The organism is Nonomuraea sp. NPDC002799 (assembly GCF_053592075.1).
In genome coordinates this window covers 211319-235108 of record NZ_JBSFVA010000002.1, presented here as the reverse complement: position 1 = coordinate 235108, position 23790 = coordinate 211319, and the positions used below count along the sequence as shown (strand labels likewise).

Genomic DNA, 23790 nt, shown 5'->3' with positions numbered 1-23790 from the left:
GGTGGGCTCGTCAGCGTGCTCGCAGCGCCGCCAGTGCGGCGCCGCGCAGCTCGTCGCGGCTCAGCCCGGCGTACGCGGCCACCGCGTCGGCATAAGCCACCGCACCCGCCGCCGTGCCCGCCAGACCGCCCGCTGTCCCGCCCGCCATACTGCTCGCCGCCACTGCCGCTTGCCGGGCGCGGGTGGAGGACATGGTCGGCTGGAACGTGCGCAGGTAGCGGAACCGCTCGGCCAGCGCCACCATCCGCGCCCCCGAGCCCTTGCCCGTGGCGATGTCCACCATCGCCAGCGCCAGCAGGAGCGCGCCGCAGACCGGAAGGTCCACCTGGTAGGGCGCCGGCGCGCCGAGCGGCTCGGCGAGCAGGGTCCGCAGCTTGCCCGGCAGCTCGCCGACGAGCTCGGCCACCGGTTCGAGCCTGCCGTGCTGGGCGTGCGCGACCACCGCGGCGGCCTGGGCCTCCAGCGTCCACGGCTCCAGACCGGGCGGGTCGAGAGGGAAGGCCGGGCTCTCGGCGTGCCGCAGCCGCTCGACGGCCCGCCGCCAGAGCCGCAGACCGGCGTCGATCTCGCCCCTGGCCAGGTGGATCTCCGCCTGCGCGCCGAGGCTGGGCAGCAGCGGCCCGAGCGCGTCGTCGGCCCGGCTCTGCGTGGCCAGCTCCAGCTCGCGCGCCGCCTCGTCCAGGTAGCCGAGCTGCAGGTCGGACAGGATGATCCCCCACCGGGTCTGCAACACCCTGGGACGGGCTCCGAGCTCCTCCAGCACCGGCAGCGCGGCCCGCAGCTCGCGCCTGGCCTCCTTCGGCCGTTCGAGCCGCACGCACAGCTCGCCGATCCGCGAGCGCGCGAGGGCCACGATCCACGGATTGCCCCGCTGCTCGAACGCGGTCAGCATCCGCCTGGCGACCGCGAGCGCGCCGTCCAGGTCGTCGGCCTGCTCGTGGACGTAGCTGTGGAACGCGCCGGCGACACCCGCCAGCAGCGGTTCGGCGCCGGTGGACCACTCCGGCAACCTGGCAGGGTCGGCGCACATCACGGTCGCGGCGGCGCGGATCAGGGTGTCGGGCGGCGACGGGGGCAGCCTGCGCAGCGCGCTCAGCGGGCTGGTCGCCCGAGGTCCCACGGAGATGAACGCGCTCAACGCGCACAACGTCAACGCCGTACGCGCCGTCTCCACCAGGGCCGACCCAGGCTGCGTCGGGGAGACCGGCGGGGAAACCGGTAGGGCGACCGGCGGAGCGACCGGCGGTGGCACCAGCGGGGAGTCAGGGGGTGACAGGGCGCGGACGGTCTCCTCCATCAGGCGCATCATCCGCAGATGATCGGCCTCGACGGTCCACAGGCCGGCGAGCACGGCGGCGGTGGCCGCGACGGTCGCGCGGTCGCCCGCCGCGAGCCCCGACCGGAGCGCGTGCACGAGGTTGTCCTGCTCGGCGCGCACCCCCACGACCGAGTCGGCCACGCCGTCCCCGAAGAGCGATTCGTGGTGCGCGCGGCCGAAGTCGCGCGCCCAGTCGAGGAACCCGGCCACCGCGCAGCCGCTCTCCCCCGCCGCCTCCCTGCGCTCCGCGCTGAACTCGCGCACCGTCTCCAGCATCCGGAAACGTGTCCCGGACTCGGTGTCCGACACCTTGAGCAGCGACTGGTCGACCAGCGCCTCCAGCACGCCGTCGGCGTCACCGAGCAGGTAGTGCGCGGCCCCGGCGGTGAACCCGCCGGGGAAGACCGACAGGGCCCGCATCGCCGCCTGGCCGGCCGGGGTGAGCAGGTTCCAGCTCCAGTCCACGACGGCGTGCAGCGTGTGGTGCCGCGGCGGCGCGTCACGGGTGCCGCCGCGCAGCAGCGCGAACCGGTCCGCCAGCTTCCGCGCGATCTCGGCCACCGACATGACCCGCACCCGCGCCGCGGCCAGCTCCACCGCCAGCGGCAGCCCGTCGAGCCGGCGGCACAACGCCGCCACCACCTCGCCGGACAGGTCGGCGCCGGGCCGGGCGGCCTTGGCGCGCTGGATGAAGAGCTCGACCGTGGTGACCGGATCCAGCTCGGGCAGCGGGTACACCGACTCCGACGACAGGCCCAGCGGGGCCCGGCTGGTGGTCAGCACGCGCAGTTCGCCAGTGGCGGCCAGCAGGACGCGTACGAGCTCCGCCACCCCGCCGACGACGTGCTCGCAGTTGTCGAGGACGAGCAGCGCGGGACCGGAGCCGAGCACGTTGATGATCCCGTCGACGGCGTCCGCGCCCAGGCCCGCCGGACCGATGCCCAGGGCGGAGGCCACCTCGCCGGTCACGTCCGCGTCGCCGGTGACGCCCGCGAGCGCCACGAAGTGCACGACCGGCTGCTCGGCCCGCCGGCTGACCGCGTGCGCGAGCCGGGTCTTGCCCAGCCCGCCGGTGCCCACGATCGAGGTGAGCCGGGAGGTGCTCAGCAGCGCGGCCACCGCCACCAGGTCAGCGTCCCGGCCCACCAGCGGGTTGGGCTCGTACGAGACGCCGTGCCTGACGACGCCCACCTCGCCGCGCAGCAGCCGCTGGTGCTCGGCCCGCAGCGCCGGCCCAGGATCGGCGCCGAGCTCTTCGCGCAGGCCGAGGCGGTAGCCGTCGTACCTGGTCAGAGCCGCCGGCGGCCCGACCGTCACCGCCTCGGAGCGCAGCAGCTCCAGCAGCACCTCCTCGTCGCGCGGATGCTCATGGAACAGCTCCTCCAGCGTCCCCGTGACCTCGGCCGAGCGGCCCAGCCGCGACAACGCCAGCGCGCGGGCCCGCCACAACGTCCGGTAGGTGGCCGCCCGCTCCGCGCGCAGCGCCGACAGCGGGTCGTCGAACCCGGGGTCGTCGCCGGCCGTTCCCTCCCATAGGGCCAGGCCGGCCTCGGCGTGCGTGAGTGCCGCTGCGTGGTCGCCCGCGCGGGCGTGCCGGCCGCTCGCCGACGCGCTGAGCAGCACGGCGGCGGCGTCGACCTGGCCTTCGCGCAGGGAGAGCCGGTAGCCGGTGGCGGTGCTGGCGATGACGTCGTGACCGAGCTGCGCCCGTGCCCGGGAGACGAGGACGTGCAGCGCCTTGCCCGGCCGCTCCGGCAGCTCCGCCGGCCACAGTCCCTCGACCAGCCGGGCGGCGCTGCACCCGGTACGCAGGTCGCCGGCGAGCAGGGCGAGCAGACCGTGCAGGCGCGCCCCGGTGATCTCCCGGCCTTGGAAGGACACTCGCGGCAGCAGCGCCAGCTCAGTGGTCACCGAAACAGCCTATGCAGCCGCCCGACAAACGGCATCTGCCGGGAAACGCCCCATATCACGGCAGCCGCCGTAGATTTCGGCCCTGCCCACGCCACCACCCTTTGTTCTCGTTCAATCACAGAGAGTAACCGTATGGTGTGTCTGAGCGGCCCTGAGTGGCCCCGTCATGGACCGAAAGGATCAATCATGGCCCAGGAACCCAGAATCGATGTCGAGACCACGGCGCGGGGCGTCGAAAGCAGCCTGACCTCCGAGCAGATCGAACGGATCGCGAGCGCACTCGGGCAGCAGGGCGTCTGGTTCGCGGCCCCGCAGGAGCGCAAGGGCAACGCGCACCGGCCCGACCACGTCTGGGAGCTGGTCGGCGACCAGCCGTACCAGGGCCACACGGCCACCGGGCGCGCCGCCGTGCACCTGGCGGAGGGCAGCGCCACGCTGACCCGGCCGCTCATCTTCGCCGACGGCTTCAACTACGGGCCGAGCGACCTGGACGCGCTCTGGACGCACTTCAACAAGCCCTACCAGAAGGGCTCTCCCGGCTTCCTCGACCAGCTCAGGTCGATGGGCATCGACGTCATCCTGCTCGGCTTCGACCAGCGCCAGACCTACATCCAGGCCAACGCCGCCGTGGCGGCCACCTGCATCAAGCGCGTCATCCAGGAGCGGCGCGGCGACGACCCGCTGGTCGTCGGCGGCGTCAGCATGGGCGGCCTCATCACCAGGTACGCCCTGGCCCGCCTGGAGAACGACGGCTTCGACCACCAGACCGACAAGTACTTCTCCTACGACAGCCCGCACCTGGGCGCCTGGATCCCGCTGGTACTCCAGCAGCTCGCCTACCTGCACGAGTCGCTCCAGCCGAGCTCGGACGGCCCCGGCCAGGCCGAGCTGATCCGCAGCCCGGCCGCTCAGCAGCTCCTGTGGGGCTGGGTCCCGGACGCGGACTACTCCGGTCCCGTGACCACCGCCAGCCAGCTCCGCACCGAGTTCCTGGACGACCTGCGCCGGGTCGGCTGGTTCCCGATGCGCCCGTACAAGCTGGGCCTGGCCAACGGCGTCGGCAACGGCGTCGGCCCCGACCTGCCGCCCGGCGCGCCGGTCTTCGACCTGCACGCCGACCCGCTGCAGCTCACCGCCAGGATCCAGCCCGACCACGGCGTGCTGCAGAACGTCGGCACGCTCCGCTTCGGCGCTCCCGTGTGGACGAGCGCCACCTCGCACGTGGCCGCGTTCGACGGTGCGCCCGGCGGCTCGCTCGACTCGTGGGGCCGGATCGCCGACGCGATCGGGCTGCCGATCGAGGACCGCTTCCGCCGTAGCGCCTTCGTGCCGGCGGCCAGCGCGATCGCCCTGACCAAGGACCCGTTCCAGTGGCAGTCCGACCTTTACCGCGATTTCAGCGACCTGCCGAAGGACGAGACGTTCCTGGACGCGTTCTGCTTCGACGCCGTCAACTCCGAGCACAGCGCCGTCTCCAAGGTGCTGGTCGAGTGGTTCCTGGAGCAGCTCGCCGGTTGGTGATCCGCCCCTGAAGACCCGGCAGGTGCCGGCCCGCGTGGGCCGGCACCTGACGTCTTCTCTCAGCGGACCCCTCTGTGCACGCACAGGAGCTGGTCGCGGGTGGCGTTCCGGTCGCGGTAGGCGATGACGGCCGGGCTCTCGGCGCTGAGGTGCCCTGGCAGCCGCTCGTCCGGGGCCCAGCCGGTGCCGTTGAAGCTGGTCCACCAGAGGCTCTGGTCGGAGGCGCCGCGGTGCACGCAGTAGAGCCGGTCCTTGTAGACGGCCAGCGCGGGCGCCTCGGCGCTGAAGTGGCCGGGCAGCCGCTGGTCGGCGCTCCAGGAGGTGCCGTCCCAGCGCGTCCACCACAACGAGGTGTCATCACCGCTGCCGCGGTGCACGCAGTAGAGATGCCCCCGGTACGTCGCCAGCGCCGGTCCCGACCGGCTGAAGTGGTGCGGGAAGCGCTGGTCGGGGCTCCAGCGGGTGCCGTCCCAGCGCGTCCACCACAACGAGGCGTCGTCGCCGCTGCCGCGGTGCACGCAGTAGAGCTGCCCGTCGTACGCCGCCAGCGCCGGAGCGGCGGCGCTGTAGTGCTGGGGCAGCCTGAAGTCCGGGCTCCAGCCGGCGCCGTCCCAGCGGGACCACCACAGAGCGTCGTCGCGGTTGCCCCGGTGCGCGCAGTAGAGCTGCCCGTCGTAGGCCGCCAGCGCGGGACCGGCGGTGCTGAAGTGCTTGGGGAAGCGCTGGTCCTCGCTCCACCCCTCCTCGGCGTCATAGACCGTCCACCACAGGCCGGCGTCCTCGCCGTTGCCGCGGTGGGCTACGTAGAGCCGGTCCTGGAACTCGGCCACCGCCGGGCTGGAGGCGCTGAAGTGGTCGACGAAGCTCTGGTCGGCGCTCCAGCCCTCGCCGGGCTCGTAGACGGCCCAGTAGAGCCGGGCGTCACCGGCCGTCCGGCCGGCTTCCCTGGCCGGGACGAGCGTGGCGGGGGCGGTCCAGGGCGAGGCCAGCCGGACGCCGTACGGCCCGGCGACCGAGGCGATCCAGCCGGACTTGGCCCGGAGCGACCGCTCGATGACCGCCGTGAGCCAGGCGCCCAGCACGGAGCCGGCGGTCTCGGCGATGAGCTGCGAGACCTGCGCGGTCCGCCGGGCGGCGGCCTCGTTGAGATGGATCTCGAACCCCCACCACCTGGCGATCGGCCAGACCTCCGCCCCCTGGGCCTGCAGCTCGCGCTGGAGCCGGCGGACGCGCTCCTGCTCCTTGGCGGCGATCCGGGCGATCTGCCGCTCGCTCTCCCGCTTGGTCTCCGACCAGTCCGCCTCCAGCACCGCGGAGTCGTCCAGGAGCTCGGCCTCGACGGCCACGTCGACGGCGGCGGCGGCCACCGGGTCGTCCCCTGAGTGCAGCAGCGTGGCCTCGCCACCCACCACCGTGTCGATGTCCGTCCTGTTTGTCTGGGTCTCGTCAGTCATTTCCAGCCCCCTGGAGTGATCGGCGACCGTGTCGGCCGCCGATCACTCCAGGGCAGGCCGCACGATGCGCTACGTGCACGAACCTGACCCATAGTAACTCTCGGTGTCTATCCGATTACTTTGGGGCAAGGGGTGTCAGCCCGCCCAGCCACCTCACCCGTGCCGCTTCTTGTAGGCGGCCTGCGCCTCGGTCAGCTTGGCCGCGAACTGGTCCAGGAAGTCCTTGGCGCTGAGCTCGCCCAGCAACACCTTCTGGAACAGCGGCTCCGACCACGTCTTGGTGATGTCGTTGAACTCCGGCAGGTAGTAGGGCATCTGCACGACCTGGGTCGCCGGGTCGTTCAGCACCCGCTGGGCCTCGACGATGTGCGGCGCCTGCGTGCCCTGGACGTCGGTGTTGGCGGGGATGACGCCGCTCTTCTCCGCGATGTAGCCGCCCATGTCCTTGCTCGCGAAGAACTCGGCGAGCTTGAACGCCGCCTCCTTCTTCTCCCCGGCCGCGAAGACGCCGACGCCGCTGACCGGGTTGGACAACACCGTCTGGACGCCGGCGTCGGACTTCGGCACGGAGAAGGAGGCCACCTTCTCGGGGCCGAGCGCCTTGATGTGGTCCTGGTAGGAGCCCAGGTTGTGCTGCATGACGGCGATGCTGCCGGCGGTGTCGAACTGGGCGACCATCTTGACGTAGTCGTTCTGCAGGTCGGCCTCCGGCGTGTTCCTCTTGTACAGCCCGGCGTACTTCTCCAGCGCCGTCACGTTGCGCGGGTCGTTCATCGTGGCCTTGCCCGAGGCGTCGAAGAACTCCGTGACCCCCGACTGGCCGTAGACGACCTCCAGCATCTGCGCGATGGAGCCGGCGCCGCCGCGGATGGTGAAGCCGAACCGGTTCTCCGCCGGCTTGTTCAGCTTGTCCACCGCCGAGAAGAACTCGCTCCACGTCTTGGGCGGCTCCAGCTTGGCCTCGGCGAACCAGTCCTTGCGGTACCAGAACGCGCCCGCGTTGGTGGAGATCGGGATGATGTACGCCTTACCGTCCGGCGCCACGTTCTTGACCGTCGTCAGGAGCGCCTCGTTGAACTTGCCGCTCAGCGCCGGGTTGCCGGCGATGCGCGCGTCCACGGGTTCGAGCGCCTTCTGGGCGACCAGGTTGCCCAGCCCGGAGGTGGCCACGTCGGCCACGTCCGGCGTGCCGCCGCCGGCGATGGCGGTGTCGATCTTCTGGGCCGACTGCGCGATCGGCACGCCCACGTACTTGACCTTGATGGTCGGGTTGACCTTCTCGAACTCGGCGATGGCGTGCTGCCAGACCGGCGTGCGGGCCGGCCCCGCGTTGGTGTCCCAGAAGGTGATCTCGGTCTTGCCGTCGGAGCCCGCGTCCGAGCCGCATCCGGCCAGCACGGCCGCGGCGAGGAGCATCGCCGGCACACGTAGTCTCATGAGTCTCTACCTTTCGATGTCCACGGTGAACGCGTCGAAGATCGCTTGACCGGTGCCGCCCCCCGCGGCGAACAGGCCGAGCACCGCCCCGACCCACCGGCCCTGCGTGGCCTGGAAGGGTGCGCCGATCGGGCGCAGGCCCTGGCCGGTGTCGGCCAGGAACGTGACGAGCGCGCCGGCGGCGATCCGCGCGCCGACGGTGACGGGCCCCTGGACGGGCACCGGGGCGGCGTCCCCGCACACCAGCACGGTCCCGTCGCCCGTGCTCGCCACCTCCACGGAGGCGCAGGTGGCCCCGAGCACGGCCAGGCCCGCCCGGCCCGCGCCCTCCAGGGTGAGCGTCGTGGTGACCGTGCACGGCTCGCCGGGCAGCCGCTGCCCGAGCACGGCCGGGCGCCGCCCGAGGTCGTCGGGCCCCGGCACGCAGGTCAGCCGGAGCCGCCCGTCCCGCAGCTCCCACCAGGAGGGGTCCGGGTCGGCCTGCCAGCTCCACTGCAGCCCGAGCGCGGGCCCGGCGAAGTCGTCGGAGGTCGCGGGCGCGGCCGGGGCGCCGCCGGGCACGGGCACGGGGCCCTCGGCGACCGGCTCGCCCTTGTCGCCCAGCACCGGCCAGCCGTCCTCCCACGCCATCGGCTGCAGATGGACGACCCGGCCGTAGGGGCCGCGGTCCTGGAAGTGCATGAACCAGTGCTCACCGGACGGGGTGTCCACCCAGCCGCCCTGGTGCGGGCCGTTGACGTCGGTGCCGCCCTGCTCCAGCACGATCCGGTCCTCGTACGGACCGAAGATCGACTCCGCCCGGAACACCGACTGCCAGCCCTGCTCCACCCCGCCCGCCGGCGCGAAGATCCAGTACGCGCCGTCGTGCCGGTACAGCTTGGGCCCCTCCAGCGTCCGGTAGCCGGGCAGCAGGTCGGCGTCGATGATCAGCGTGCCCTCGTCCAGCACCTCGCCGGCGTCCGGGGCCATGCGGTGCAGGGTGAGCCGGTTGTTCACCCCGGCGCGGCTCTTGGCCCAGCCGTGCACCAGGTACGCCTGCCCGTCCTCGTCCCACAGCGGGCAGGGGTCGATGAGCCCCACGCCCGGCTTGACGACGTGCGGCGCGGTCCACGGGCCACGCGGGTCGGTGGCGCTCACCTGGCAGATCCCGACGTCGGGGTCGCCGTAGAAGATCCAGAACCGGCCGCCGTGGTGGCGCAACGCGGGCGCCCACACCCCGCAGCCCGGCCGTACGTCGTCGTAGCCGCTGGTCACGGCGTGCCCGATGATCGTCCAGTTGACCAGGTCGCGCGAGTGCAGGATCGGCAGCCCCGGCACCTTGGTGAAGGTGGAGGCCGTCAGGTAGAAGTCGTCGCCGACCCGGATCACGTCGGGGTCGGACCAGTCGGCGTTCAGCACGGGGTTGCGGTAGGTCGGGGTCATCCCTTCACCGCCCCGGCCGACATCCCCTGCACCAGGTAGCGCTGGATGAAGGCGAAGACGATGACGACGGGCACGGCGGCGACGACGCCACCGGCGGCGAGTGCGCCGAAGTCGACGCTGTTCTCGCCGAGGTTGTAGGCCAGGCCCACGGGCACGGTGAACTTCTCCTGGTCGTTGATGAACATGAGGGCGAAGAGGAAGTTGTTCCAGCTATGGATGAAGGCGAACGAGCCGACCGCGACCAGGGCCGGGCGCAACAACGGCAGCACGATGGCCAGGAAGCCGCGCAGCCGGCCGCACCCGTCCACCCAGGCGGCCTGCTCCAGCTCCTGCGGGATGTTGCGGATGAAGCCGCTGATGAGGATCAGGGAGAGCGGCAGCTGGAAGACCGTCTCGGCGACGACCAGGCTCCACAGGGAGTTCGTCAGCGACAACGTCCGGAAGATCTCGAACAGCGGGATGATCATCAGGGCGCCGGGGATGAACTGCGTGCAGAGCATCCCGATCAGGAACGCGCCCTTGCCCCGGAAGTTGTAGCGGGCCAGCGCGTACCCGCCGGCCAGCGCCACCACCGTGGTCGTGACCAGCGAGGCGAGACCGACGAGCAGGCTGTTCTGGAAGAAGACGGCGAATCCCATCCCATTCCAGACCGTGTCGAAGTGCTCGAACGTGATCGGCCACGGGACGATCGACGTCGACCCTCTCGGCCGGAAGGCGAAGACCAGCATCCAGTAGAACGGCACCAGCGTGAACAACAGGTACAGGGCCAGCGGGAGGTAGATCTGCCACCGGGGCACCCGGCTGCCGCGTTGGGTCATGACTTCGCCCCGAACTTGCTGAGCCGCAGGTAGACGATGGAGAAGAAGGTCAGGATCAGGAACGCCACGGTGGTCAGCGCGGTGGCGTAGCCGAAGTCGTGCGACTGGGCGGCCAGCGAGGCCACGTACAGCGGCAGCGTGGTGGTCTGGTGGGCCGGGCCGCCGCCGGTCAGGGTGTAGAGCAGGTCCACGTTGTTGAACTCCCACACCGAGCGCAGCAGCGTGGACAGGATGATGGCGTCCCGCAGGTGCGGCAGCGTGATGTGGAAGAAGCGGCGCATCCGGGTGGCGCCGTCCACGGAGGCGGCCTCGTACAACTCCTTCGACACCGACTGCAGGTCGGCCAGGAGCAGGATCGCGAAGAACGGCACTCCGCGCCACAACTCGGCCAGCACCGCCGCCCAGAACACGGTGTCCGGGTCGGCCAGTGGCGCCGCCCCGTACTCCATGAGGCCCATGTCGGCGAGATAGCGCGACATGCCGGTGAACGGGTTGTAGAGCAGCACCCAGATCGCGGTGGTCAGCACGCCGGAGACCGCCCACGGGGAGAAGACCATCGCCCGTGACAACGCCCGGCCGACGAAGCTCTCGTTCACGATCAGCGCGAGCGCGAGCCCGAGCAGGAACTGCAGCACGACCTCGACGACCACCCACCGCAGGCTGAAGCCGAGGCTCTGCCAGAAGATGGGGTCGTCGAACAGCAGCGTGCGGAAGTTGTCCAATCCGGCGAAGCCGTTGTCCCAGGGCTTGGTGACGTTGTAGCGCTGGAGGCTGTAATAGATCACGCTGGCCATCGGGTACACGAGGAACCCGAGCATCGCGATCAACGACGGAGCTATCAGCAAATATGGCGTTAACGCACCTGATCGACGTGGTTTCGTGCGGGGCGGGAGCGCCGAGGCGACGGCCACGTGTGTGACTCCTCTGCGGTGGGGCAAGCCTGCAATCGGTTGCAGGAAACGTTGCGGTAGCACGCACGCAACGTCAATGGCATGCCGACCCACCACGGCCTTCCAGCAGGGCAAACGGCGAAATTTCGAAATTTTCGCGGCATATGCCCTGGCCTTTCCCCCGCCGACCGGAGTTAAGTGGGGGCATGACGGCCCCCGAGACGCCCCCGCCGCTGCCAAAACTGGCAGTGATCGCCCGCGAGGCGGGGGTGTCGGTTGCAACCGTTTCCAAAGCGCTCAACGGCAGATCCGACGTCTCCGCGCACACCCGGCGCCTGGTGGCCGAGGTGCTGGAGCGGCGCGGCTATCCCCGCCAGCGGGTCAAGCCGGCCAAGGGCAGCATGGTGGACGTCATGCTGCAGGGGCTGGACTCGCCGTACGCGCTGGCCATCCTCGGCGGCGTGGAGGACGCGGCCTGGCGGCTGGGCGTGGACCTGGTCGTCTCCGCCGTGCTCGACCGCACCAAGAACGGCCAGCCACCGCCCGCCTGGCTGGACCGGATCAGCGCCCGCGACAGCGCGGGCGTGTTGCTGGTGCGCACCGCGCCGACCGCCACGCAGCGGACCTGGCTGACCGACCACGGCCTCCGGTCCGTGATCGTCGACCCGCGCCGCAAGCCGCCGTCCGGGCTCTCCGTCGTCGTCTCCGCCAACCTGGCCGGAGCCAGAGGGGCCACCGAGCACCTCATCGGCCTCGGTCACGAGCGCATCGCCATCGTCACCGGCCGGCCGGGGGTGCCGTGCGCCGCCGAGCGGCTGACCGGCTACCGCCAGGCCATGGCCGCGGCGGGGCTGCCGGTGGACCCGCGGTGGGAGACGTGCGGCTACTTCCAGAAGGACGGCGCCCTGCGGGCGACCCGGGCGTTGCTGGCCGCGCTGCCCGAGCCGCCGACCGCCGTCTTCGCCTGCTCCGACGCGATGGCGGTGGGCGTCTACCAGGCGCTGAGCGAGCACGGCCACCGGGTGCCCGACGACGTGAGCGTGGTGGGCTACGACGACTCGTGGGCGGCGGCCCATGTCACGCCGGCGCTCACGACGGTCCGCCAGCCCTGGCCCGAGCTGGGCGCGGCGGCGCTGGCCGCCCTGCTCTCCGACAGGCCGCCGGCGCGGACGGAGCTCCCCACGACTCTCGTCGTACGCTCCAGCACCGCGCCGGCGTGACGTCTCCCGCTGCCGGCGATCGTGGCAGCGTGACGTCTGCTCCTACTTGTGACCGTGGCGGGGCTCGTCGTGCTGCGCCTTCCTGGCGCCGACGACCGTGAACGAGGCGGTGGCGACCTTGTTGCCGACCTTGACGCTGACGGTCTTGCTGCCGCTCTTCGTCCGCGACGGCACGGTCAGGGTCTTGGTGGCGCGTCCGCCGGAGAGCGAGACCCGGTAGCTCTTGCCCTCCGGGCTCGTCACAGTGGCCTGGCCGGAGGAGGCGCCCTTGACGACGATCGTCACGCCGTACGAGGCGCCGGCGCGCACGCGGCTCTGGTTCACGGCGACCTTGAGCGAGATCGGCTTGGCGGCCTGGTGCTTGACGGCCTGGTGCTTGACGTCCTTGGCGTCCTTGGCGTCCTTGGCGTGAGCCGGGGCCGGGTGCGTCGGCTGCGGCGCCTTGGCGGTCGCGGCCGGGTGCGGCCGGGCGTCGTCGGCGAAGGCCGCGCCGGAGAGGGGCAGGACGATGAGGGCCGCGCCGGCGAGGGTCACGGTGAGGGGCTTCGAGAAGCGCACTAGAGAGAAATCCATTCCGGGGCAGACCTGGCCGAACATCGGAATTCAGCCCTGCGGGTCATCCCCACGCCATGAACTCTGCACACCGAACCTGAGAAGCACCTGTTACCCGCTTATGTATTGGATAAGTGCAGGTAGTGGCCCTGACCAGGCGTCAGTGATCTGCAACACATAACTTCTCTCATACGGTTCTCAGCCTTTTACCTTTTTCATGTTCAGGATTGACCCCGGCCTCGGAGAACGTCGTACGGGCGGACGGCGGCCGGTCGATCACGGCGCGGCCACGGGAACCTGTGCCTCCGCTAAATCCGGACATAACGGACATGGAGGCACGGCCAACAGGGATACCTTCCTGCCTCATAGACGCACCGAACGCTCCTGGCGTTCCCGCGACGAACAAGGAGAACATCCCCTTGAAGATCAAGCACACCCTCGTTCCCCTCGGTAGCGGTGTCGCCGCCGCGGCGCTGCTCGGCTCCGCCCTGTCCCGCGCCGCCCAGGCGGCCCCGCACGTGAAGCCGTCCGAGAGCGTCAGCATCACCAGCGCCAAGGGCATCGCCGCCTTCTGGCTGCAGAACAACGCCGAGGCGCTGAAGGCGGCCACCTACGTCGAGGAGGACACCACCGAGGTCGACAAGCTCAAGTCGACCGGCACCGCCTCCACCGACACCAAGGCCGGCTCGGTCGCCCCGACCAGCACCACCACGGCCACCACGAAGTCGAAGAACGTCAACCTGCCGAAGACCATCGGCAAGGTCTTCTTCGTCGACGCGGACGGCGACAAGCGCTGGTGCTCGGCCTCCTCGATCCAGGGCAAGTACGCCAACGTGGTGGCCACCGCCGGCCACTGCGTGTACGACACCGCCGATGACGAGCAGCTCCTGGACAACTGGGTCTTCGTCCCCGGCTACTACCAGGGCAAGACCCCGTGGGGCATCTACGTCGGCAAGCAGGCGTTCGTACACTACGACTACAGCGTGTACGAGGACTACGACCGCGACTACGGCTTCGTCTCGGTCTACAACGGCGTGACGGTCAAGGACTCGACCGTCACCAGGTCCGAGTACGACACCGACCGCGCCAAGAAGGGCACCGACACCACCAAGGCCGACCTCGGCTACTACGACCGCAGCGCCAACACCTACCACGTGCTGGAGGCCGCGGACGCGGGCCGCCTGGGCGACAACGTCGGCGGGCAGGGCATCTCCTGGAACCAGCCGCTGAAGAAGGCGCACTACGTCTTCGGCTACCCGCAGGCCGCGCAGCCCGACGGCAACAAGCCGTTCACCGGTGTCACGCCGAAGTGGTGCTACGGCACGACGACCAGCAAGACCGTCGGGTCGGCCGCCAAGAAGATCGAGGAGCACGTGGGACTCAAGTGCTCCATGACCGCCGGCGCCGACGGCGGCCCGTGGCTGGCGAAGTACAGCAGCACCAAGCGGCTCGGCTACCTGAACGGCATCACCAGCGCCTTCTACGACCAGGACGAGAACGACCGCGTGGACTACATCAGCTCGCCGTACTTCGACGCCGAGACCTACAGCGTCTACGCATCCGCGTCCGCCGTCTGGTCTGGAAAGCTTTTTTGAGGGAAGGGGACCATCGCTCTGGGTAGCACTGAACGCGCTTTAAAGGGATAGGAAGGACCCGGCGAACCGCCGGGTCCTTCCGCTGCTCACAGGTGATTCATACCCGGTCGTCATCCCACCCTCATCCGCGGCGGCCATCGTCACATCATGCACACGACCAGCCCGAACTTCCGGTCCGAGCCCGTGCGCCGACCGGACGGCAGCTCGATCAACATCCTCGTCGTGGATGACGAGCCCTCCCTGACCGAACTCCTCTCCATGGTCATGCGCCAGGAGTCCTGGGACGTCCGCAGCGCCCACAACGGCAGCGAGGCCATCCGCGCCGCCCGCGGGTTCCGTCCCGACGCGATCGTCCTCGACGTCATGCTGCCCGACATGGACGGGATCGAGCTGCTGCCCCGGCTGCGCGCGGTGCTGCCCGGCGTGCCGGTGCTCTTCCTGACCGCGCGGGACTCGATGCAGGACCGCCTCATCGGCCTGCGCGCCGGCGCCGACGACTACGTGACGAAGCCGTTCAGTCTGGAGGAGGTCGTCATCCGGCTGCGCGGCCTGCTGCGCCGCTCCGGCGCGGCCCAGCAGCGGCCCGACGCCGCGCTCACCGTCGGCGACCTCACGCTGGACCAGGAGACCCACGTGGTACGGCGGGAGGAGAAGGAGATCCGGCTGACGCCCACCGAGTTCGAGCTGCTCCGGTTCCTCATGCACAATCCTGGACGGGTGCTCAGCAAGGCGCAGATCCTGGACCGGGTCTGGGCCTACGACTTCGGCGGCCAGAGCAACGTCGTCGAGCTGTACATCTCCTACCTCCGCCGCAAGATCGACGCACACCGCAAGCCGATGATCCACACGGTGCGCGGCGTGGGCTACACGCTCAGACCCGCCCCATGACGCTGTCCCTGGAGACCAAGCTCGTGGTCTCCTCGATCGCGCTGCTCGCCACGGTCTCCGCCGTCATCGCGACCGCGACGACCCTGCTGTTCAACGACTTCCTCACCGACCGGCTGGACAGCCAGGTCAGCTCGGCCGCGCGCCGCTCCACCAGCGCGGTCGGCATCGCGCCGCCGCAGTCGCGCGACGTGTCGTTCCTGCTCTTCCCCGGGCAGCCGGAAGGCACGTTCGGCGCGCGGGTCCACCAGGGCGAGGTGCGCAGGGCCGCCGTGCTGACCGGGGCGGGCACCCTGCGCGACGTGCCCGCGCCGCCGCCACTCGCCCGCGTCACCGACCGGCCCGTCACCGTGGACCTGGGGCCGCTCGGCGAGTACCGCATGGTCGGCGCCCGTGCCCGCGACGGCGACCTGCTCGTCACCGGCCTGCCCGTCCTCGGCATGCAGGACACGCTGACCCGGCTCGTCGTGGTGGAGGCCGCGGTCACGCTGGCGGGCGTCGCGCTGACGGCCGTCGCCTGCACCCTGCTCGTACGCCGTGCCGTACGCCCGCTCGGACGCCTGGCCGCCACCGCCGCCCGGGTGTCGGAGCTGCCGCTCGCCACCGGCGACGCCGTACGCCTGTCGCGCGTGCCCGAGGTGGACACCGACCCGCGCACCGAGGCCGGGCAGGTGGGCGGCGCGCTGAACCGCATGCTCGGGCACGTCGAGACCGCCTTCGCCGTGCGACGCGAGAGCGAGACGAGGCTGCGGCAGTTCGTCGCGGACGCCAGCCACGAGCTGCGCACGCCGCTCGCCTCCATCGTCGGCTACGCGCAGCTCACCACGCGCAGCGGCGAGCCGCACGGGCCGCAGACCGCGCACGCGCTCGGCCGCATCGGCTCCGAGGCAGGCCGGATGACCACGCTGGTCGAGGACCTGCTGCTGGCCAGGCTGGACGCGGGCCGGCCGCTGGAGCGGCTGGAGCTGGACCTGTCGCCGATCGTGGTGAACGCCGTCGGCGACGCCTACGCGGCCGCGCCCCGCCACCGCTGGCTGATCAGCCTGCCCGACCAGCCCGCCCTCGTCGTCGGGGACGCCGACCGCCTGCACCAGGTGATCACCAACCTGCTCGCGAACGCCCGCACCCACACCCCGCCCGGCACCACCGTCACCACGACGGTCCGCCTCGGTGAGCGGGTGTGCGTCGAGGTCGCGGACGACGGCCCCGGGATTCCCGGACATGTGCTGCCGCGCGTGTTCGGCAGGTTCGCGCGGGGGGACGGGTCCCGGTCCCGGGTGGCGGGGGGCAGCGGGCTGGGGCTGGCGATCGTCTCGGCGGTGGCGGCGGCCCACGACGGGCGGGTCGAGGCGCGCAGCACCCCCGGGAACACGGTCTTCACCCTCAGCCTGCCCTTCTCACGCGAGCAGGACTCCCTGCCCTTCTCACGCGAGCAGGACGCCCCGCCCGCCTCACGCGAGCAGGACGCCCCGCCCGCCTCACGCGAGCAGGTCGCGTCTGGCGAACGTGGCGCCGCCGGTGACGATGAGCGCCGCCGCCACCAGGGCGAACGCGGCCGGGGCCGCCGGGCCAGGTGAGATCGCCGGATAGCCGTAGCCGAACGGGGTCAGCAGGAACGCCGTGCGCCCGATCGTCCCGGCCTCCCACAACGCCACGAACGCGACCGAGCCGGCGACCGTCACCCAGCCCGCGGGTGTGGCCAGGCGGGGACGCAGGCCGTACACGGCGATCGTGACGCCGGTGATCGTCCAGGCGGCGGGCAGGAAGAGCAAGGCCGCGCCCACCTGGGTGAGGATCGCGCCAGGACGGCCCATCGTGAGGCCGTGGCCCAGCCCGGTGCCGGCGCCGACGGCCAGCAACATGCCGGCCGGGGCGGCGAGGGCGAGCGTGACATGGCCCGCCAGCCACCGCACTCTGCCGGTGGGGGTGGCCAGCAGCGGGCTCGCCCGGCCCGCGCGCTCCTCGGCGTGCGGACGCAGGGCGCTCACCGCGGTCAGGGGGGCGACGACCAGGCAGAGGACGTACGTGTAGACCTCGATCGTCAGCAGGCCCCCGAAAACGGCGCCGACGGAGGCGGACACCCAGCCGACCGCCACCGAGATCGTGGCCAGGGTGACGCTCCAGGTGATCGCGGTGCCGCCGTACAGCCTCCAGATCAGCGCCATCGGGCTGCCGAGCCGGGCGCCCGCGCGTACCGGGCCGGTGCTGCCCGCGCGGTCGGGCAGCAGGCCCGCGCCCAGATCGCGGCGGGCCGACAGGGCACAGGCGACCAGGATGAGGACGGCGGCCAGGGCCAGCGGCACGAGCGGCACCCACCACCGGCCGGCGGCGTAGGGGGCGGCCAGGCGCGGCCAGTTGGCGGGCAGGAACACGATCTCGTCCACGGGCACCGCGAAGCCCGGCAGGACGCCCGCGGCCAGCATGCCCACGGCCGTCGTCCGCGCCAGGGCGGCGCTCTGGGCGAGCTGCGCCGTCACCAGGCCGCAGGCGGCGAACAGCACGCCGCTCGCCGCCGGCGTCAGCCCGAACAGCGCAGATCCGGCCAGGTCGTAGCCGGGGCCGAGGGTCAGGGCCGCGGCCGGCAGGACCGTCACGGCGACGCTCACGGCGGCGACCACGGTGACCACGGCGGTGATGGACGCGTGCCTGCCCACCGCGCCCGCCGCCGTGAGCTCGCGGCGGCCCGCGTCCTCCTCGGCGCGGGTGTGCCTGATGGCGAACAGCAACCCGGCCAGGCCCATGACGAGCAGGCACTGCAGGCTCGACCGCCAGGCGACGATGCCCTCGATCGACGTGTCGCGGAGGGGGCCCAGGAGGGCTTCGGTGACGGGGTTGGCGCTGGTGACCTCGGCGAAGTGGGTGCGCGCCTCGGGGGTGGGGAGGAGGGCTGCGAGGGAGTAGGCGTTGAAGAGCGGGAGTGCGACCGCGACGGCGATCCAGGTGAGGAGCAGCAGCCGGTCCCGCCGCACGATGAGCCTGATCAGCGCACCGACGCCGGCGAAGGCATCGCCAGGACCCCGCGCCCTCACGGACGGTCGCCCTGGCTCGTGTGCTCACCGTCGCCCTGGCTCGTGTGCTCACCGTCGCCCTGGCGGTAGTGCCGCAGGAACAGCTCCTCCAGCGTGGCCGGCTGAGCCGTGATGTCGCGCACGCCGAACGGGCTCAGCCGATCGAGCACCTCACCGACCCTGCCCGCGTCGACCCGGAAGCTCACCCGCGTGCCGTGCACCTCGAACCCCGCCACGCCGTCCAGCTTGTCCGGAGGCCGTTCCAGTTCGGCGGTGATCGATGTCCAGGTGAGACGGCGCAGCTCGGCCAGGGTGCCCGACTCGACGACACGCCCTGCCCGAACGATGCTCACCTGATCACACAGGGCTTCGACCTCGGCCAGGATGTGGCTGGACAGCAGGATGGCGACCCCCTGGGCCCGCCGTTCCGCCAGACAGCGCCGGAACTCCGCCTCCATCAGCGGGTCGAGCCCCGACGTCGGCTCGTCCAGCAGCAGCAGCTCGACCTCGGCGGCCAGCGCGGCGATCAGCGCCACCTTCTGCCTGTTGCCCTTGGAGTAGACGCGGGCCTTCTTGCCCGGATCCAGCTCGAACCTGCCGATCAGCTCGTCGCGGCGGCCCGGGTCGATGCGGCCGTGCAGCCGGCCGAGCAGGTCGATGATCTCGCCGCCGGTCAGGTCGTCCCACAGGGTGACGTCGCCGGGCACGTACGCCAGGCGGCGGTGCAGGCGTACGGCGTCGCGCCACGGATGCCCGCCCAGCAGCCGCACCTCGCCCGCGTCGGCACGCAACATGCCGAGCAGAACGCGCAGCGTGGTCGTCTTCCCCGCCCCGTTCGGCCCGAGACAACCGTGGATCTCGCCGGCCTCGACCCGCAGGTCCAGCCCGTCCAACGCACGGGTCCGGCCGAACGACTTGACCAGACCGGACACCTCGATCACCGGATCCATGGCTCGCACGCTACTGCCGTCCTGCGCGTTCGACGAGATACCGGCCGAGAGCTGGGAGACAGGGCTCACCGTCGGACCGGCCGGGGAGGCGTACCGGCTGCCGCTAGATCGGATCTAGCGACCCTTCTAGCGCCTATCAGATGACGGCGCGCGGGAGGGGGCGGGAGCATGGCGGGCGACAGCGACCGCGACCGCGAACACGACCGCAACAGCAGCCGCGACGGTGGTCGCGACGGCGACGGCGGCCTGCTGCGGGTTGCGGTGATCATCGGCAGCACCCGGGCCGGGCGCGTCTGCGACACCGTCGGCGGCTGGTTCGCCGAGCGTGCCCGCCGCCGCGAGGACCTCGCGATCGAGGTCCTCGACCTGGCCGGCTACGACTTCCCCACCTGCTATCCGCAGGAGGCGACGCCGTCCATGTCCGGCTTCGCCGCCGCGATCGGCGCGGCGGAGGCGTTCGTCGTCGTCACCCCCGAGTACAACCGCAGCTTCCCCGCCTCGCTCAAGCAGGCGATCGACTTCGCCTACGACGAGTGGCAGGCCAAGCCTGTCGGGTTCGTGGCCTATGGCGCGGGATCTGCCGGCTTCTACGCGGTCGAGCAGCTCCGTACGGTCTTCACCGCCCTGCACGCCACGACCATGCGCGACTGGGTCGGGCTCGACCTGCTCGGCCCGGACGTCCACGGGGCCGGTCGGCCCTGCGACACCGACGACCGCCTGCGGGCCATCGGAGCCATGCTCGACCAGCTCACCTGGTGGGGCCGGGCGCTGCGCGACGGCCGGCGCGCCCAGCCGTACGTCTCATGAAAGGGAACATCATGCGAGATATCGCGATACGCACCTCCGGCCTGGTCAAACTCTTCGGCGAAACCCGTGCCGTGGACGGCCTCGACCTCGAAATCCCCACCGGCGCCGTGTACGGCGTGCTGGGACCCAACGGCGCCGGCAAGACGACCGCGGTACGCGTGCTGGCCACGCTGCTGCGGCCCGACGCCGGCGAGGCGACCGTGTTCGGCCACGACGTGGTGCGCGAGGCGGACGCCGTACGCAGCCGCGTCAGCCTGACCGGCCAGTACGCCTCCGTGGACGAGGAGATGACCGGCGCGGAGAACCTGATCCTGCTCGGCCGCCTCCTCGGCCACCGCAAGCCGGCCGCCAGGGCGCGGGCCGCGGAGCTGCTGGAGGCGTTCGGGCTGACGGACGCGGCGGGGCGGCAGGTCAAGACGTACTCGGGCGGCATGCGGCGCCGGATCGACATCGCGGCCAGCATCCTCAACACACCCGAGCTCCTCTTCCTGGACGAGCCCACGACCGGCCTCGACCCGCGCAGCCGCAACCAGGTCTGGGACATCATCCGCATCGTCGTCGCCCACGGCACCACGGTGCTGCTGACCACCCAGTACCTGGAGGAGGCCGACCGCCTCGCGAGCCGCATCGCGGTCATCGACCACGGCAAGGTCATCGCCGAGGGCACACCCGGCGAGCTGAAGTCGTCCGTCGGCTCCGGCTCCGTCCACGTACGGCTGCGCGACCCCGCCGCCCGCCACGACGCCGAGCGCCTGCTCGCCGAGGCGCTGGACGCCCCCGTCTATCTGGAGGCCGATCCCGTGGCGCTCACCGCCCGCGTCACCGGGGACGGCAACGAGGCGCAACTGGCCGCACGCGCCCTCGGGCGGCTGGCCGAGGCGGGAATCGTCGTCGACGACTTCTCCCTGGGGCAGCCCAGCCTGGACGAGGTCTTCCTCGCCCTCACCGATCACCCCGCCACTGAGGAGGCAGCAGCATGAGCACGACCACCGACACCACCACCACCGGCTACGCCCCCGCGGCCGACACCCTCGGCGCCGTCCTGGCCCCGGGGACGCGGCCACCGCGGCCGAGCGCCTGGTCGGCGTCCATGACGTTCGGCTGGCGCTCCATGTTGAAGATCAAGCATGTGCCGGAGCAGTTGTTCGACGTGACGGCGTTCCCGCTGATGATGACGCTGATGTTCACCTACCTGTTCGGTGGCGCGCTGGCCGGCTCGCCGACTGAGTACCTGCAGTTCCTGCTGCCGGGCATCATGGTGACGAGCGTCGTGATGATCACCATGTACACCGGCGTGGAGGTCAACAAGGACATCGAGAAGGGGGTCTTCGACCGTTTCCGCACCCTGCCGATCTGGCGGCCGTCGACCATGGTCGGCTACCTGCTCGGCGACATCCTGCGCTACACGATGGCCTCGACGGTCATCCTGCTGGTCGGCCTGGTGATGGGCTTCCGCCCGGCAGGCGGCCTCGTGGGGGTGGTGAGCGGGATCCTGCTGCTCCTGGTGTTCTCGTTCGCGTTCTCGTGGATCTGGACGATGTTCGGGCTGCTGCTGCGGAGCGAGAAGTCGGTGATGGGGGTCAGCATGCTGGTGTTGTTCCCGCTGACCTTCCTGAGCAACGTCTATGTCGAGCCCTCGACGATGCCCGGGTGGCTGCAGGTGTTCGTGAACGCCAACCCGATCACGCATCTGGTGGCCTCCGTGCGCTCCCTGATGGCGGGCACGCCGGACGCCGGGCAGATCGTGTGGGTGCTGGGCTCCTCGGCGGCGCTCATCGTGGTGTTCGGTGCGCTCACGATGCGGCTGTACAACCGGAAGTAGCTCGCGGCCTCAGACGTGGGTGAGTGCTCGCGTGGAGGCTTCGAGAATGTCGCCCGGAGCGGTGCGGGCTCGGGTGCGGTCGGCTATGCGGGAGTCCAGGTCGGCGTACTGGGGAGGCGTACGGCCACGCCCGTTTCGCGGGACAGGCCCCCGATCTTCATGTGACCCACCTCATACGGCAACGACTTGAATCTGACACCTATGTCACATCCTAGCGTTGCTCACATGACGACGACTTCGACCACACCAGCGCCCGTTTCGCTCTACGGATTCCTGCCCCCCAAGCCCGGACACGCCGACGAGTTCAGGAAGCTCCTGATGGACCTCGTCGAGCCGTCCCGTGGACACGAGGGCAGCCTTCAGTACCACCTCCACGAGCAGGAGGACGGCCGGTTCTTCCTCTATGAGGTCTGGCGTTCGCAGGAGGACCTCGACCGGCACAACGCGACCCCGCTGATGCGCGCCTTCCTGGACGAACTGTCCGAGCACATCGAAGGAGCGCCCGAGGCCTACTTCGGCGCGATGAGGAGTCCCTATCCGGCCATCGTGGTCTGACCAGGCGCCGTCTATTGCTGCGCGCAGCAGGAGCAGCCCCCGTAGTCGGGACTCTCGTACGTGATTCCGTCGTCGGGGCTGCTGGCAATGGCGCTTTCGCATTCCGGGCAAATCGGGACAATCGGCGGATTGACCTGGAAGAGCTTCGTGTTCTTCAGCGCGAATATCGCATTGACCGCGTCCAGGCCATGCTCGCGGGCTCCCTGCTGCAAGAAGTCGAATGCCCCGTAGTCATGTCCGCACGCACACGAGATCGGGGCGAAGCGGAAACTGGTGATGCCCTCGATCCCCAGCTCCGACCTGATCCGCTCCAGCTCTTCGCCCGGCACCTCCTGGAGCCCCTTTTCCCTGACCCGATCGGGCGTCCAGTACCACTCCGTGATCGCATTCGCTTGCGCGCGGGTCAAGTAGAACGCGACTGATCTGTCATTCTCGATCGCATCCTTGATCAGGGCGATGACATTCTCGTCGTCCGCCGAGACCACGATCTTTCCGTACGCGGCCATGGCGTCGATCTCGGCAAGCAGGGACGCATCCATGAGGTCTCCTCTGAATTCCTTGCGCGGGGATCAATAGCGGTACGACATAGCTGCCCGATCCAGCATAAAGAAATAGAAAAGACACTGACAAGCATTCGAGCTCTTGCCGGACCGACTTCCTTAGCGGGCTGCGTCCTGGATGGCTTGGATCAGCGCGAGAGTGGCGGGCGGGTCGGGGGGATCGCCGTAGGTGACGGCGTAGAGCCGGCGGGTGAAGCTGGTGAGTTCGGTGGTGTGGATGTCGGGCCGGCGGTGGGCCTGCAGCGCGAGTCCGGGCAGGGTGGTGACGCCTTTGCCGGCGGCGACGAGGGCCTGCACGACGACCATGTCGTCGCTGAGTGATGCGATGCGTGGCGTGAAGCCTTCTTGCCGGCACAGCGTGACCAGCTCGTTCTGGCACCGTTCGCAACCGCCGATCCAGGCGGAGTGGCGATGGTTCGCGATGGTGTCGCCGGGTTGCCGGCTCACCAGGTAGATCGGGTCGTAGCCGATGTGGACCAGGCGAAATCCCTCCTCCTCGACCGGGGCGTCGGCGTACCGGAAGATGAGTGCGACGTCGATCTCGCCCTGTCGCAACATCTGGAGCGCTTCGACCGGGTGCCGCTCGATCAGGATCAGCTCAAGTCCCGGGTGCGCCAGGTCCAGGGCGATGGCCGCTTTCGGCACGATCGTGCTCAGCGGCGACGCGTTGGCGGCCAGGCGAACCCGCCCCGTCCGCAGACCGACCTGCGCGGCCAGCTCGTTGGTCGCCGCGTCGACCCGTCCCACGATCTCGGTGGCCCGGCCGGCCAGCAGTCGCCCTTCCGGGGTCAGCCGGATCCCGCGACCCACCCGCTGGACGAGCTTGACCCCGGTGGCCGCTTCCAAGCGAGACAGGTGATGACTCACCGACGGCTGCGTGTAGTGCAGCTCCCTGGCTGCCTCGGTCACGGACCCGTGTCGCGCCACCGCGGCCAGAACCTTCAGATGGATCAGGTTCAGCATAGATAGAAGATATCGATGTAAATGTCGAAGGATTGGCATTAGACGTCATTTATTCATGCGGCCATGCTCTCGGGTGAGGGCGCCGGACAACGGCGCCGAGCC

General features: G+C 70.8%; 20 protein-coding genes. 9 read left to right on the top strand and 11 right to left on the bottom strand.

Features of this window, described 5'->3' with window-relative positions; all coding sequences use genetic code 11:
* Window positions 1-10: 10 nt before the first annotated feature.
* A complete protein-coding gene (locus ACWD0F_RS04975) occupies window positions 11-3229 on the bottom strand; it encodes an ATP-binding protein (RefSeq protein ID WP_449872595.1) in 3219 nt (1072 codons plus the stop codon).
* A 186-nt stretch (window positions 3230-3415) separates the two neighbouring features.
* On the opposite strand from ACWD0F_RS04975, the gene ACWD0F_RS04970 reads away from it, so the two are divergent.
* Window positions 3416-4750, top strand: coding sequence for an esterase/lipase family protein (locus ACWD0F_RS04970; protein WP_449872594.1), 1335 nt, complete (start codon window positions 3416-3418; stop codon window positions 4748-4750).
* Window positions 4751-4809: 59 nt separating this feature from the next.
* On the opposite strand, the gene ACWD0F_RS04965 is transcribed toward ACWD0F_RS04970, so the two are convergent.
* From ACWD0F_RS04965 to ACWD0F_RS04945, 5 genes are all read right to left on the bottom strand, one after another.
* Window positions 4810-6204, bottom strand: coding sequence for a hypothetical protein (locus tag ACWD0F_RS04965; RefSeq protein WP_449872593.1), 1395 nt, complete (start codon window positions 6202-6204; stop codon window positions 4810-4812).
* A 153-nt stretch (window positions 6205-6357) separates the two neighbouring features.
* Complete coding sequence (locus ACWD0F_RS04960) at window positions 6358-7641, bottom strand: ABC transporter substrate-binding protein (RefSeq protein ID WP_449872592.1); 1284 nt, start codon at window positions 7639-7641, stop codon at window positions 6358-6360.
* A gap of 6 nt (window positions 7642-7647) precedes the next feature.
* Complete coding sequence (locus tag ACWD0F_RS04955; protein WP_449872591.1) at window positions 7648-9063, bottom strand: glycoside hydrolase family 43 protein; 1416 nt, start codon at window positions 9061-9063, stop codon at window positions 7648-7650.
* On the bottom strand, window positions 9060-9881 hold the full coding sequence (locus ACWD0F_RS04950; RefSeq protein ID WP_449872590.1) for a carbohydrate ABC transporter permease: 822 nt from the start codon (window positions 9879-9881) through the stop codon (window positions 9060-9062). Before ACWD0F_RS04950 ends, ACWD0F_RS04955 begins: the two co-directional genes overlap by 4 nt.
* Complete coding sequence (locus ACWD0F_RS04945; protein WP_449872938.1) at window positions 9878-10699, bottom strand: carbohydrate ABC transporter permease; 822 nt, start codon at window positions 10697-10699, stop codon at window positions 9878-9880. Before ACWD0F_RS04945 ends, ACWD0F_RS04950 begins: the two co-directional genes overlap by 4 nt.
* Window positions 10700-10977: 278 nt before the next feature.
* On the opposite strand from ACWD0F_RS04945, the gene ACWD0F_RS04940 reads away from it, so the two are divergent.
* Complete coding sequence (locus ACWD0F_RS04940) at window positions 10978-11991, top strand: LacI family DNA-binding transcriptional regulator (RefSeq protein ID WP_449872589.1); 1014 nt, start codon at window positions 10978-10980, stop codon at window positions 11989-11991.
* 42 nt (window positions 11992-12033) lie between these two features.
* On the opposite strand, the gene ACWD0F_RS04935 is transcribed toward ACWD0F_RS04940, so the two are convergent.
* Window positions 12034-12549, bottom strand: a complete 516-nt coding sequence (locus ACWD0F_RS04935; protein WP_449872588.1) for a hypothetical protein — start codon at window positions 12547-12549, stop codon at window positions 12034-12036.
* Between the two features lie 413 nt (window positions 12550-12962).
* Between ACWD0F_RS04935 and ACWD0F_RS04930 the strand changes: the two genes are divergently transcribed.
* The 3 genes from ACWD0F_RS04930 to ACWD0F_RS04920 all read left to right on the top strand — a co-directional run bounded on the left by ACWD0F_RS04930 (window position 12963) and on the right by ACWD0F_RS04920 (window position 16600).
* Complete coding sequence (locus ACWD0F_RS04930; RefSeq protein WP_449872587.1) at window positions 12963-14138, top strand: trypsin-like serine peptidase; 1176 nt, start codon at window positions 12963-12965, stop codon at window positions 14136-14138.
* Window positions 14139-14285: 147 nt separating this feature from the next.
* A complete protein-coding gene (locus ACWD0F_RS04925) occupies window positions 14286-15026 on the top strand; it encodes a response regulator transcription factor (RefSeq protein WP_449872586.1) in 741 nt (246 codons plus the stop codon).
* Entirely contained in the window at window positions 15023-16600 is a 1578-nt protein-coding gene (locus ACWD0F_RS04920; RefSeq protein WP_449872585.1) for a sensor histidine kinase, read from the top strand. Before ACWD0F_RS04925 ends, ACWD0F_RS04920 begins: the two co-directional genes overlap by 4 nt.
* Here the strand turns inward: ACWD0F_RS04920 and ACWD0F_RS04915 are convergent.
* Both ACWD0F_RS04915 and ACWD0F_RS04910 read right to left on the bottom strand, forming a co-directional pair.
* On the bottom strand, window positions 16502-18052 hold the full coding sequence (locus ACWD0F_RS04915) for a hypothetical protein (RefSeq protein WP_449872584.1): 1551 nt from the start codon (window positions 18050-18052) through the stop codon (window positions 16502-16504). The two genes, ACWD0F_RS04920 and ACWD0F_RS04915, sit on opposite strands and share 99 nt — an antisense overlap.
* On the bottom strand, window positions 18049-18981 hold the full coding sequence (locus tag ACWD0F_RS04910; RefSeq protein WP_449872583.1) for an ATP-binding cassette domain-containing protein: 933 nt from the start codon (window positions 18979-18981) through the stop codon (window positions 18049-18051). Before ACWD0F_RS04910 ends, ACWD0F_RS04915 begins: the two co-directional genes overlap by 4 nt.
* Before the next feature lie 168 nt (window positions 18982-19149).
* Here ACWD0F_RS04910 and ACWD0F_RS04905 point away from each other — a divergent pair, with 168 nt between their 5' ends.
* The 4 genes from ACWD0F_RS04905 to ACWD0F_RS04890 all read left to right on the top strand — a co-directional run bounded on the left by ACWD0F_RS04905 (window position 19150) and on the right by ACWD0F_RS04890 (window position 22165).
* Window positions 19150-19788, top strand: coding sequence for an NADPH-dependent FMN reductase (locus ACWD0F_RS04905; RefSeq protein WP_449872582.1), 639 nt, complete (start codon window positions 19150-19152; stop codon window positions 19786-19788).
* Window positions 19789-19799: 11 nt separating this feature from the next.
* Entirely contained in the window at window positions 19800-20768 is a 969-nt protein-coding gene (locus ACWD0F_RS04900; RefSeq protein WP_449872581.1) for an ATP-binding cassette domain-containing protein, read from the top strand.
* Complete coding sequence (locus ACWD0F_RS04895) at window positions 20765-21610, top strand: ABC transporter permease (protein ID WP_449872580.1); 846 nt, start codon at window positions 20765-20767, stop codon at window positions 21608-21610. The genes ACWD0F_RS04900 and ACWD0F_RS04895 overlap by 4 nt, the downstream gene beginning before the upstream one ends.
* Window positions 21611-21835: 225 nt before the next feature.
* Window positions 21836-22165, top strand: a complete 330-nt coding sequence (locus ACWD0F_RS04890; protein WP_449872579.1) for a putative quinol monooxygenase — start codon at window positions 21836-21838, stop codon at window positions 22163-22165.
* A gap of 11 nt (window positions 22166-22176) precedes the next feature.
* Here the strand turns inward: ACWD0F_RS04890 and ACWD0F_RS04885 are convergent, their stop codons facing one another.
* Both ACWD0F_RS04885 and ACWD0F_RS04880 read right to left on the bottom strand, forming a co-directional pair.
* Window positions 22177-22704: a hypothetical protein gene (locus tag ACWD0F_RS04885; RefSeq protein ID WP_449872578.1), complete on the bottom strand. Its 528-nt coding sequence runs from the start codon at window positions 22702-22704 to the stop codon at window positions 22177-22179.
* Window positions 22705-22824: 120 nt separating this feature from the next.
* Window positions 22825-23688 carry a LysR family transcriptional regulator gene (locus ACWD0F_RS04880; protein ID WP_449872577.1) on the bottom strand — a complete coding sequence of 288 codons (864 nt, stop codon included), beginning with the start codon at window positions 23686-23688 and terminating at the stop codon, window positions 22825-22827.
* Between the last annotated feature and the right edge of the window lie 102 nt (window positions 23689-23790).